Raw genomic sequence first — 12,139 nt, 5'->3', positions numbered from 1 at the left:
CGTTGCCGCCTCAATTTGTGCTTGGCGACCATGAGAAAAATGCGCCTACCCTACCCCAGCCCTTGATTAAGCGCTAGTAGCAACCGCCTCTTAGGGAGCTAAGCGAACACTAACAACAACGCATTAGCGGCGCGGTGCGTTTTACGATGCTTTTTTGCATCAGGGTAGCTAGACACTAGACTGCCGCTCGGCACTCGGCAACCCAAATAGCCGCCTATCAATGCAAAAGCCCCCGCTAAAAAGCGGGGGCGAAGACGTCTTAGCAACTTTATCTAACGCTTACGGGGCGAGCTTCTGCGCTGCCCAGCCGGCCGAGTGGCTGGCTTTTTCTTTGGCGCCTCTACCGATGATTCCTGGGCCTTTTCAGCCGTTACCGTGTTACTCGCTTCGGCTGCTATTTCCGCTGTAGCCGCAGCGGAGTCAGGTGTGGGCGCTGTTTCAGGGGCTGGTGCCGCCAAGGCAGCCGGACGCGCTTTATCAAACAACGCTTTTACTTGGTCAAACCGGTTAGCGGCATGTTCAGTTAACTCACCGCTAGCGGCAAAGACATGCTCTAAGTGGCTAATATAGCTATCTATCTCTTCACCGGTTTGCCCTTTTAATAGCTCCGGCAACGTATTAAGCGCCTGCTCACGATCAAGCTTCAAAATAAAGAACTGCTCACGCACTAGGCGCTTAAATTCGCTCAAGGAGGTGCTGGGTTCAAGCTCCGCCCGAGAGGCGCGTAGGCGCTTAAAGTTACGCTCATCGGTGGCCGGTGCGCCACCTAGCACATAGATCACTGAACGCATCACGGCTTCATGAGGGCCACCCTGAGCAATTTTATGACGCAGCTCATTTTGGCGGTTTTCAATAAAGCGGCGGTGCTCAGGCTCTGCGCCAGGACGGCGGCGATGTACATGGGCATCCCCGTACAAGCCAACAGCGGCCTGGAGCAGCGGTTGACCATAAATATCCATAAACAGGCGCTCGGTTGAGCTATCGCGCAGGTCACGCCACGCATTCAGGCTCACTACAATTTGATCAGATGCCATGAGCTCTAGCGCTTTAAATATGTTGTCCTGCTCCACCGGCTGACGATGGCGGCGCACGTAGTCGGCCATAACCGGTAGCGGCACCGTCAGCGGGTTACGGTCTGACATGAGCTTGTAGCCCAGGCGAATGGGGTGCATACGCCGTATCCAGCGCGCCGCCTCGGGCGTCATGATGGACTGTATCCACGGCTGCACGTAGAGACGATAAAACCCCAGGTTAATTTCAGAGATGCGGGCAACGGTGGCGAAGCGACGATCATCCTCCGGCTGATGCATCACGTCACGATCAAGCTCTTCGAAGTTGCGCGGCGCAAATTCCAGCAGATAGTCACGCTCAATCAGCTCGGCGTCTGTGTGTTCGTCGGCGTGAGAAATCGTCGTTTCGTACAGCCCTGGCGGCATCACATCGATGTAGTCCATGTTCGCCGTAAATTCGGAGTGCTCTTTGCGGGAAACACTGCCAGATACGAAGATTCCCAGGTGCCCAGTGGTATCATGCAAGCAGTAAATAATCGTCTGCTCATTCGCAATGATATCCTCTTCGCCCGCGTACAGATCACGAATCCACCCCAGGGCCTGAGGCGGTGGCGTAATATCGTCCCCCCGTGAGCAAAACACCACCACAGGCGAGCGTACATTACGCAGATCAATACGCCGTCCATCGCGGGTAACCAGTTGCGCCGTAGAAAGGCGATTGCCGACAAATAAGTTATCGACAATGTACTGGATCTCATTACCGCCCAGCACCACATGACCACCCCACCAGCGTTCAAACTCTAAATAGCGTTTGGACTCGGTATCAATATTGGCATACAGGTGGTACTGCTTTTTCCAGTAGGTATTAGCCGGGTTGAGGCGCTCAAAGTTCTGAACCAGCCACGCCCCATCAAATAGGCCGTTGCCGATATCACTGGTCAACGCAGTGATCCAACTTCCCCCTGTCATACCGCCGGTATAACGCATGGGCGCCTTGCCATGCTCGCCAGCCCAATAAGAGAGCGGTGCACCAGCGATTAAGATTGGCCCAAATACTTCAGGCTCAAGGGCGGCGGCCATCATGATTTGCCAGCCCGCTTGGCAGTTACCAACCACCATCGGTTTTTCAGTGGTCTCCGGGTGTAGCGCAATCACGTGGCGCAAAAAGGCCACTTCCGACTCCACCACATCTTCCACCGTTTGGCCTGGCTCAGGGAAAGGTAAAAAGCCGATAAAATAGCAGGGATGGCCCGCTTTTAGCGCGACACCGAGTTCGCTATCAGGCTTAAAACCGCCGATACCAGGGCCATGGCCTGCACGCGGGTCAATAACGACAAAGGGGCGTTTTTGTGGGTCAATCTGGATATTCTTAGGCGGCAATACCCGCAGTAACTCATAGTTAGTCGGATTAGGCAGCGTACGGCCATCCACTAACACCTCGGTTTCAAAGCCGAGCACATTGGGCTTCGTTTGCTCCATGTGTTCGAGATACTGGTTGCCGCGCTCGCGCATGACATCCCAATAAAGGATGTTGCGCTCTACACTGTCACGCCAGTAGCTAACCGCGGCACGACCAAACCCAAAAGGGTCCATCATGCTAGCGAGAGCTTCACCGCCCGGTAACGCCGCGGAATCATTCGATGACCCAAACCAAGGAGCAGCAAGCGCATTGGTGGTAAGCAAAGGATTAGCGAGAAAGTTCATATATTCTCCCATTGGGTTGATGCATGGCACCAATCCCGAAGCAATGATGCTGCAATGCAATATAGTTTAGGCCACTCCTTGCCTAACGTCGATGATTACCACCCCCCTTTTCCAACGACTGCCTTATTGATCGAAACGTACACCGTTTATATACCGCCAAGCTTTCAAGGCGGTAGCCCTAAATCAGTGATAGCATTTCGACGCTGAGGCCAAGCCCTATATAACAGGCCTTATACAGTGCGCTTTTTTACCGAGGAAGTTTACCCTGAGGTGGTTATGTCATCCCCCACGCTGCTCAACCGCTTAACGTTTCGACAGCTACAAGTGTTTCAGGCAGTGCATCAACAACGCTCCTATTCACGGGCCGCCGAGCAGCTCGGCCTGACACAACCAGCCGTGAGCGCGCAGATTCGACAGCTTGAGCAAGCGTTGGGGCAGCCTCTCTTTAAGTATGCGGGGAAAACTCTCCACGTGCTGCCAACGGCCGATACACTGGCCCTCTCTACGCGGGAAATCTTTGGTCAGCTGTCGCGGCTGCAAATGAACCTTTCTGATATTAACGGCAAAATTAGCGGCAAGTTGAATATTGCGGCTGTCTCGTCCGCCCAGTACGTCGTGCCTTATCTGCTGGCCAAGTTTCGCGCGCGATACCCGGATGTTCAGTTGCGTTTAAAGGTGTGTAACCGCAGCCAAGCACTTGAGCGGCTGGCCGAACAACAAGACGACGTGGTGATCATGGCCATGGTGCCAGAAGACGACGGCTTGGTGGTTATGCCAATTCTTGAAAATGAGCTTGTGGCGGTAGTGTGGCCAGAACATCCTCTGCTAAGTATGCCCAATCCAACGCTGACGGATTTCGCACGCCATTTCGTACTAATGCGCGAGCCTGGTTCGGGGGTTCGCAGCGCCTTTGAGCAGCTTGCCGTGGATCAAGAAGTGCGGCTTCCGCACCGTATCGAGCTGGGCACCAATGAAGCCATCAAACAAGGGGTAATGGTACATTTGGGCGTTGCCGTACTGCCTCGTTTGGCGGTACAGCGCGAGTTGGAACAGGGCCTGCTCGCTACCCTGTCTCTGCCCAATTTTCCCATTCGCCGCGCCTGGTGCACGGTATACCGCCGAGACCACTTTCCCACTCCGGTAGCAGAGCTCTTCCTGCGTTTTGTGCGTGAGCATCTGAGCGAGTTCCAGCGCCACTTCCAAGCGCCTGGCAGCCCGCTTCCTAGCCATGGAGTTTCCTGCTTACCCGCCCTGTCACTGGAATACGATCACTAGCGGTTCTACGGTGTCTTGTTGATTGCCAAATATGTTACATTATTTACAACCTACGTATCAGTTAGCGTTACTCAGGGCATGGTAAACAGTTGCATCGCGGCCACATTTTGCACGTATATTTTTCGTGATGCGTCGCTCGGATTTTCTGCTTACCAGCCGCACAGTAGAGAGGCTCTCTCCTATGAGCAACACCCCTTCCCAGCGCGTGCCCAGCGGCGAAAAATTCCGTAACGAACATGGCATGACGGTGATTAAAGATGGCATGAAGCAGCGCAAAGCGCAGGCAGATGCCCCTTCACTTGAGCGCAAGCCAAAGTGGCTGCGCGCGCAAATTCCCGGCGGCGAGCGTTTTGAGGCCGTTAAGAAAAACGTGGCGACGCACCGGCTCAGCACCGTTTGCGCTGAATCCCATTGTCCTAACATGGGTGAATGCTGGAGCAATGGTACCGCCACCATTATGTTGATGGGCTCAGTATGTACCCGCGCCTGCCGCTTCTGTGCGGTTGATACTGGCAACCCTAAAGGTTGGCTGGATCACGAAGAGCCGGAAAATACCGCCAAATCCGTCGAGCTAATGGGTCTTCGCTATATCGTGCTGACCTCAGTAGACCGTGACGATCTAGACGATGGTGGCGCCACCCACTACGCCAACTGTATTCGCGCCATTAAAGCGCGCACGCCGGAGGTGGTTGTTGAGGCGTTAACGCCTGATTTTGATGGCGATAAAGCCGCTATTGAGCGCGTGGTCGATTCAGGGCTTGAGGTGTTTGCGCAAAACGTTGAGACCGTTGAGCGGCTGACCAGCAAAGTGCGTGACCCCCGTGCAGGCTACCGCAAAACGCTGGATGTGTTGGCCCACGCCAAGCAGTATCGTCCCGATGTCATCACTAAAACCAGCTTGATGTTGGGGCTGGGTGAGACCGATGAAGAGATCCTGCAAACCTTCGATGACTTGCGCGAGATTGGCGTAGACATCGTGACGTTAGGCCAATACCTGCGCCCAACCAAAAACCACTTGGCCGTGGAGCGCTGGGTAAGCCCAGAAGAGTTTAATCGTTATCGCGTACTGGGCCTTGAGAAAGGCTTTATGGAAGTGCCATCCGGCCCGCTGGTACGCTCTAGCTACCGAGCAGACCGTGTTTTCGAGAAAAACAATCTGGGTCTTGCCGCCCCAGCGGCCATTCCGGGGCAAGAAGAGCCGGACAATAACCGCATTCCTGCTTTTAACGTCGGTTAGTATATCTACCTTCGCCTGCATGGCGTTGCTCTGCCATGCAGGCGATATGCCCAGCATTTAACGCCCTTCGCTTTCCCTCGCTATTCAACTTCCTCAACTTCCCTGGTCAGCTGCTTATGCAGGCCTTACCAAGCGTCGTTGTAGCTGTGACGCTAACGCTATCGCTAGCTGCTCGCCCACATCGTGTTCTGTTGAAAGCTCAGTCACATCAGCAAGCCGTGTAACCTGCATCCCCGCATAGCCGCACGGATTGATTCGTGCGAACGGGGAAAGGTCGCCGTCTACATTGAGCGCCACACCGTGATAACTGGCACCACGACGAATACGCAGCCCTAGCGAGGCTATTTTGGCCTCCCCTTGAACGGTTTCCACATAGACACCCGGTGCATCCGGTTTAGCCCAAGCGCTAACACCATATTCCGCCAGCACGGCGATAACAGCGTTTTCTAAGGCACTGACCAAATCACGCACCCCCACTTTCCCGCGCCGTACATCCAACAGTGGATAAAGCACCACCTGCCCAGGACCATGGTAAGTCACTTGCCCCCCCCGATCGGTATTGACGACAGGGATAGCCCCCGGCATCAGCAGGTGCTCTGGCTTACCCGCCTGCCCTTGGGTAAATACCGGGTCATGCTCCACCAGCCAAAACTGATCGGCAGTGGTCTCATCCCGAGTATCGGTTAGCTCTCGCATGGATTCCCACACGGGCAGATAAGGGCGATGTCCTAGGCGATGAAGCTCTATCGGGGCATCATGCGTCATGGTTAAACCACCATGTGAACACGGCCTGTAGCTTTCAGCTCATCAAACAGCTGGCTTAGCTGCTGCTCGCCAGTAGCAACAATAGTGACACGCACTGACTGGAAGCGGCCATTACGGCTATCCACCACCTGCAGCGTGGTTTCATCAAAGTCTGGCGCATGCTTGACGATGACTTGGCACACCGCCGCAGGGAAATCGTCGGCGGCATCACCAACCACTTTCAAGGAGTAGTCACAGGGAAAGGTAATTTTAGGTGGCTCTTTGGCCGCAGGCTGGCGTAAATCTCGCAGCCCTTGTTTAGCGCCTTTTTTCATATCTCGCCTTTAGGGAACAAGTGAATCGTTTGATGGCTAACTGGTAAGTAAATAAGGCCCCACCCCTGACAATACAAGGTGCATCGCTCAGAGATCAGGCCTTATGGGATTAGCTGGTGAAATTGCTGATCAGGTTGCTAAAGAAGCGCTGAACTTGATCGAATAGGCGCTTGAACAAGCCGCCCTCTTCGATATTTTCCAGTGCTACCAGCTGACGCTCACCTACCATTTCCTCACCTAGATAGACTTCCAAAGTGCCAACGTTATCGCCAACTGCGACAGGGGCTTGAAGGTCAGCATCAAGATTCAAGCGCGCACGAAGCTCTTCATTTCGGTTACGAGGCAGCGTCATAAAGACTTCTTCATCCACTCCCACGCGTAGCTCGTTAGTATCACCGCCCCATACTCGCGGAGTCGCCAGTACCGCACCACGCTCGTACAGCTTCATAGTTTCATAGAAACGGAAACCGTAGCTTAATAACTTCTGGGACTCCTGGGCACGTGCTTCATCAGAGCTAGTCCCCATAACCACTGAAATCAGGCGCATACCATCACGCTGCGCTGAGGAAACTAGGCAGTAGCCCGCTTCCGTTGTCCAGCCAGTCTTCAGGCCATCTACAGAGGGGTCACGCCACAGCAGACGGTTGCGGTTCGGCTGATCAATACCACCAAAAGAGAAGTTACGCTGGGAGTAGATCTCATAGTGCTCGGGATAATCATTGATGATGTGCCGAGACAAGCGTGCCATGTCGTGGGCAGTTGAATAGTGATTTTCATGAGGCAAGCCGGTGGCGTTCATGAAGTTAGTGTCGTTCATTCCCAGGCGCGTGGCGTGCTGGTTCATCAAGTCTGCAAACGGGGCTTCTCCCCCCGCCAGATGTTCGGCCATCGCGACGCTGGCATCGTTACCCGACACAATAATGATGCCGTGCAGCAGGTTATCCACCGATACCCGATCACCGACTTCGATAAACATTTTAGAGCCGCCGGTGCGCCAGGCGTTTTCACTGATATTGACCATATCGGTCAAATTAATGGTGCCACGATCAAGCTCGCGCTCCACCAAATAAGCGGTCATCAGCTTGGTCAAACTCGCCGGAGGCAGGCGCTCATCAGAGTTGTGCTCAGCAAGAATCCGCCCGCTGTTGGCATCCATTAGAATCCACGAACTCGCCGCTAATTGGGGCGGTGCGGGAATAATTGTTTGCGGCTGAGGGATCACCTGCGCCATCGCAGGTGATACGACTGCCGTCATGGCCGCGAACAGGCAAAGCTTGGCGGTACGGCGAATTGACATCAATACATTCATCACAAACTTCTCACTAACAAAGAAAAAGGCGGCGCATTACGCGCCACTTGTGCACATGTTGAGAGGTATTATCTCACGACAAACACTTGAGGAAAGCCTGCACGACGAAGTTCTTCACGTGCCTGCGTTTCTTGTCCAGGATTCACAGGGCCCACCTGCACTCGGTGAACATCGGCATCGCTTTTCACGCGCACACCGTGAGGCAATTCACCGGCCAATCGCTGCTGGAGCTGCTGTGCTCCTTCGGCACTCCCTAGCGCGGCAATTTGCAGATAGATCGCATCACTAGCCTCTACGGCACGGGATGCTGCTGCTTGAACAGGCGCCGCCGGGCGAGCCGCCGGAGAAGATGGCGCCGCAGCACTCGACGCCATCACTGGCGCAGCAGGCGCTGCTGGTGAAGCGGTTGTGCCGCCACCCCGGCCCCGCTCAGCTAGCCACTGGGCTGGATCAATGGCTTCTACGCGTACCGGGCCTGTGCCGTTGTCCAAAATACCGAGGCGCGCGGCTGCAGCATATGAGAGATCAATTTCGCGGTCGCTGTGAAAAGGGCCACGGTCATTAACGCGGACAATCACCGAGCGGCCGTTATTCAAGCTAGTGATACGGGCAAACGTGGGCAATGGGAGCGAGCGGTGAGCGGCTGACATTTTGTACATGTCGTAGATCTCACCGTTAGAGGTGGCGTAGCCATGAAATTTCTCACCGTACCAGGAAGCCGTGCCCTGACGCTCATAGCCACGGGCATCGGGCAACACGTGATATGTTTCTCCCCACACTTCATAGGTAGAGCGATTACCCGCTCTAGAGGGCTGTTCAAGGCGCGGCTCGGCGTCAGGTACGGTGGTGACATCCGGCGGCGCAACCGGGTAGGCATCGCCAGTCATCGCATAGCGCTCGCCACTGGCAGCCGCCGGAGCAGCAGGCGCGGAGCTTGAAGCACCTACCTCTCCGCCTGCACGCTGCGGCGCTTGGCTGGCACACCCGCTCACCAAGGCAGCTAACAGCAGCGAGCCGCTTAGGTAGCGCATATTGATTCGCAGTTTAGTCATGCTCAGCCTCAGCTTGCTGCTTGATGGCCTCTGCCAGTTCGGCGACTGCCATGGCGTAGAGGTGGCTATGGTTATAGCGGGTAATCACATAGAAATTGTACTCACCCAGCCGGTAGCTTTCCTGGCCATCGGCATACTCCAGCACCAGGGGCACCACTGGCGTATCGGGCGCCAGGGAGTCTGCTGTCACAATGCCCTGCTCGACAGCCTCAGCGGCAGTTGTTGTGGGACGCACCGTTTGGTTAAAGGTTAGCCCATCAGGGCGCGCGTCAGGCCCTTCTGCCTGGTGATAGATCGCTCCATCACGCTGCCAGCCGTGCTCGGCAAAATAGTTGGCAACGCTACCAATAGCATCCACCGGGTTATTCCACAGGTCGCGCTTATCGTCGTCATCAAAGTCAACGGCATACGCCTGGTAGCTGGTGGGAATAAACTGCGGGTAACCCATGGCACCTGCATAGGAACCGTACAGTGAGCTGGGCGCCACTTCCTGCTGATAAGCAATCGTCAAAAACGCTGCCAGCTCGCCCCGGAAGAACTCACCTCGCGCCGGGTGGTGAAAAGCCAGCGTTGCCAGCGAATCCAACACTTTATGGCGACCTTTATGACGACCGTAGTAAGTCTCCACACCAATAATCGCAGTGATCACCTCTGGGGGCACGCCATATACTGACTGCGCGCGCGCGAGCGTATCAGCATGCTCCTGCATAAAAGCCGCGCCCTCTTCAATGCGCTGCTCGGTCAGAAAAATATCACGGTATTCAAACCAGCGCAGCCGCCGTTCCGCCGCACCTGCCATGGCGTCCAGTACTTCCTGGCGATAATTTGCCTGCATCAGCGCCTGCTCAAGCCACTCGCTCGGCACGCCCTGCTGGGCCAGCTCATCGACCAACTGTTGGGTCTGCGTATTGCGCTGAGGATCAAAGCTGATCTCCTCCTCTGCCGCTAACGCAGGGGCCGAACACGCTACTAGCATGGCAATTGCGTAACCGCCTGCTTTACTTCGCGCCCTGTTCATTCGCTCACCACTCCTGTGAATACGCACTACCACTGTTCAAACCTTTAACGTGGCAATAACCGCCGATGGGCATGTATGGACATGAGAATACCGAACCCAGCTAACAAGGTCACGCTGGAGGTCCCGCCAAAACTTACCAGTGGCAACGGTACGCCTACCACCGGCAAAATGCCGCTCACCATGCCCACATTGACAAATACATAGATAAAAAACGTCAGGATAATACTGCCCGCAAACAGCCGCCCAAAGGTATCTTGGGATGACGATGCCAGCCATAAGCCGCGGCCTACAATCATGATATATAGTGTTAGCAGCAAGAGCATACCCACCAGGCCGAACTCCTCACCAAGTACGGCAATAATAAAGTCGGTATGTCGCTCTGGCAGGAACTCAAGCTGAGACTGCGTTCCTTCCAACCACCCCTTTCCCCACAGCCCGCCGCTGCCAATAGCCGTGGTGGATTGAATAATGTTCCACCCTGAGCCCAACGGGTCGCTATCAGGGTCTAAAAATGTCAGTACCCGCTGGCGCTGGTAGTTGTGCATGTTCATCCATAGTACCGGCAGGCCCGCCGCGCCCAGGGCCGCGACCAAGCCAATGAGCTTCCAAGAGAGCCCAGCCAGAAGCACCACAATCACCGCAGCACTAGCCACCAGCAGCGATGTCCCAAGGTCAGGCTGGATAGCCGTGAGCACCACGGGCACGCCGATAATCACCGCACACACCACAATATCACGCAGCCTAGGCGGCAACTGGCAGCGATTTAAATAAGCGGCCACCATGAGCGGTACGGCTAACTTCATCATCTCAGAGGGCTGAAAACGGATGACCCCCGGAATTTCCAGCCAACGCTTGGCGCCCATACCTACATCGCCGACAACTTCAACCGCCAACAGCATCGCTAGCCCAGCGCCGTAAGCCAGCGGGGCCCAGCGTAAAAAAGTTGAAGGGGAAAATTGTGCAATAATCACCATGCCAGAAAGCGCAATACCAAAGCGCATGGCTTGGGCAATCACGGTGTCGATACGCTGCCCGGAAGCGCTGTAAAGCACCATCAAACCGCCACCCATCAACACCAACAGCATCCCTAGCAGCCAAGGGTCGAGGTGGATACGCTCCCAAATACTTTTGCGACGGGCAATACCGCTATCAGGCGGGCGTACCGGATAACGGCGCAGCGAGCGGGTAATCAGTTGCCAAGGCATCGCTAGTTACCCTCCACGTTGGCAGTGTCTTCTTCTAGCACTTCTTTGACTTCGTCAACTTGAGGGGCATTATCTTCCAGGAGCCAAGCATCCGTCATTGCACGTGCCAGGTGTGCGGCATGCGTACTGCCGCCACCGGCATTTTCAACAATCACCGACACCGCAATTTTCGGTTCTTCAATGGGCGCAAAAGCCATAAAGAGCGCGTGGTCTCGTAGCCGCTCCTCTAACTCCTCCGCGTTGTAACGCTGATCCTGGCCGAGTGAGAACACCTGGGCAGTGCCTGACTTACCGCCCATACGGTACTCAAGCCCTACGCCAGTGCGCCTTGCTGTACCTTCGCTACCGTTGAGTACCTTCTCCATCCCGCTATATACACGGTTCCACCAGTTATCGTTGGCCAGCTGAATATCGGGGAGCGTATCGGGTAGTTCTTCGGGCACTGGCTCTTCACCAATACGCAGGGCAAGGCGAGGCTTCACCCAGTGCCCACGGTTTGCCAACGCGGCAGTGGCGCTGGCCAATTGCAGAGGTGTGACCTGCCAGTAGCCTTGGCCAATCCCCACCGATAGCGTTTCACCGGGGTACCAGGGCTGGTTGAAACGTGCTCGCTTCCAGTCTCGGGAGGGCATGAGTCCAGTGCTTTCCCCCTGCACATCGTGGGCAACGCGCTGGCCAAAACCAAAGTTGGTCATACGCTCATGGAGCTTATCAATGCCGAGGTCATGAGCCAGCGTGTAGTAGTAGGTGTTGTTGGAGACCGCTATCGAGCGCTCCATATCGACACGGCCATGCCCCCAGCGCAGCCAGTTACGGTAGCGTCGGGAGTCGTTTGGTAGCTGATAAAAGCCGGGGTCATTAATGGTGCTGTCGGGGGTAATGACCCCTTCCACCAAACCTGCCAGGGCCAGAAACGGCTTGATGGTGGAGCCCGGCGGGTAGTGTCCTCGAATGGCACGGTTAAACAGTGGGAGGTCGATATCTTCCTGCAGTGCTCGATAAGAGGCTACGTCGATCCCGGTCACAAACTGGTTGCTATCAAACCCAGGGGTCGACACCATCGCCAGAATCTCACCAGTATTTGGCACAATAGCCACAATAGAGCCACGCCGACCATCCAAAAGCTCGTAAGCCAGCATCTGCAGGGAACGGTCGAGAGTAAGCGTTAAGTTAGCGCCGGGCACCGGGTCAGTACGGCCAAGCTCGCGAAGCACGCGACCACGGGCGTTGGTCTCTACCTTGCGTAGGCC

The 12,139-nt window shown here is 55.5% G+C and carries 10 protein-coding genes; 2 read left to right on the top strand and 8 right to left on the bottom strand.

Going from position 1 to position 12,139, the window contains the following annotated elements; all coding sequences use genetic code 11:
- Positions 1 to 272: 272 nt before the first annotated feature.
- On the bottom strand, positions 273 to 2,714 hold the full coding sequence (locus BIS10_RS05310; protein ID WP_253503171.1) for a DUF3141 domain-containing protein: 2,442 nt from the start codon (positions 2,712 to 2,714) through the stop codon (positions 273 to 275).
- A gap of 276 nt (positions 2,715 to 2,990) precedes the next feature.
- Between BIS10_RS05310 and BIS10_RS05305 the strand changes: the two genes are divergently transcribed.
- Positions 2,991 to 3,989, top strand: a complete 999-nt coding sequence (locus tag BIS10_RS05305) for a LysR family transcriptional regulator (protein WP_253503168.1) — start codon at positions 2,991 to 2,993, stop codon at positions 3,987 to 3,989.
- A gap of 181 nt (positions 3,990 to 4,170) precedes the next feature.
- Positions 4,171 to 5,226, top strand: a complete 1,056-nt coding sequence (lipA, locus tag BIS10_RS05300) for a lipoyl synthase (protein ID WP_253503165.1) — start codon at positions 4,171 to 4,173, stop codon at positions 5,224 to 5,226.
- Between the two features lie 114 nt (positions 5,227 to 5,340).
- Here lipA and lipB read toward each other — a convergent pair whose 3' ends face one another.
- The 7 genes from lipB to mrdA all read right to left on the bottom strand — a co-directional run.
- Positions 5,341 to 5,991, bottom strand: a complete 651-nt coding sequence (gene lipB / locus BIS10_RS05295) for a lipoyl(octanoyl) transferase LipB (RefSeq protein ID WP_253503162.1) — start codon at positions 5,989 to 5,991, stop codon at positions 5,341 to 5,343.
- Between the two features lie 2 nt (positions 5,992 to 5,993).
- Positions 5,994 to 6,305: a YbeD family protein gene (locus BIS10_RS05290; protein ID WP_083026380.1), complete on the bottom strand. Its 312-nt coding sequence runs from the start codon at positions 6,303 to 6,305 to the stop codon at positions 5,994 to 5,996.
- 109 nt (positions 6,306 to 6,414) lie between these two features.
- Entirely contained in the window at positions 6,415 to 7,614 is a 1,200-nt protein-coding gene (locus BIS10_RS05285) for a D-alanyl-D-alanine carboxypeptidase family protein (RefSeq protein ID WP_083026378.1), read from the bottom strand.
- Positions 7,615 to 7,682: 68 nt separating this feature from the next.
- Entirely contained in the window at positions 7,683 to 8,666 is a 984-nt protein-coding gene (locus BIS10_RS05280; RefSeq protein ID WP_083026376.1) for a septal ring lytic transglycosylase RlpA family protein, read from the bottom strand.
- Positions 8,659 to 9,684 carry a lytic murein transglycosylase B gene (gene mltB / locus BIS10_RS05275; protein WP_253503159.1) on the bottom strand — a complete coding sequence of 342 codons (1,026 nt, stop codon included), beginning with the start codon at positions 9,682 to 9,684 and terminating at the stop codon, positions 8,659 to 8,661. The genes BIS10_RS05280 and mltB overlap by 8 nt, the downstream gene beginning before the upstream one ends.
- Before the next feature lie 44 nt (positions 9,685 to 9,728).
- Positions 9,729 to 10,889, bottom strand: a complete 1,161-nt coding sequence (rodA, locus tag BIS10_RS05270) for a rod shape-determining protein RodA (RefSeq protein WP_253503157.1) — start codon at positions 10,887 to 10,889, stop codon at positions 9,729 to 9,731.
- A gap of 2 nt (positions 10,890 to 10,891) precedes the next feature.
- Positions 10,892 to 12,139: penicillin-binding protein 2 (gene mrdA / locus BIS10_RS05265; RefSeq protein WP_253503153.1), on the bottom strand; the 1,248-nt coding region annotated here is incomplete at its 5' end.

Origin of the sequence: Halomonas sp. 707B3, assembly GCF_024158645.1 — a bacterium.
GTDB lineage: Bacteria > Pseudomonadota > Gammaproteobacteria > Pseudomonadales > Halomonadaceae > Vreelandella > Vreelandella lionensis.
The sequence above is the reverse complement of the archived record's forward strand: the minus strand, read 5'-3'. Positions and strand labels throughout refer to the sequence as shown.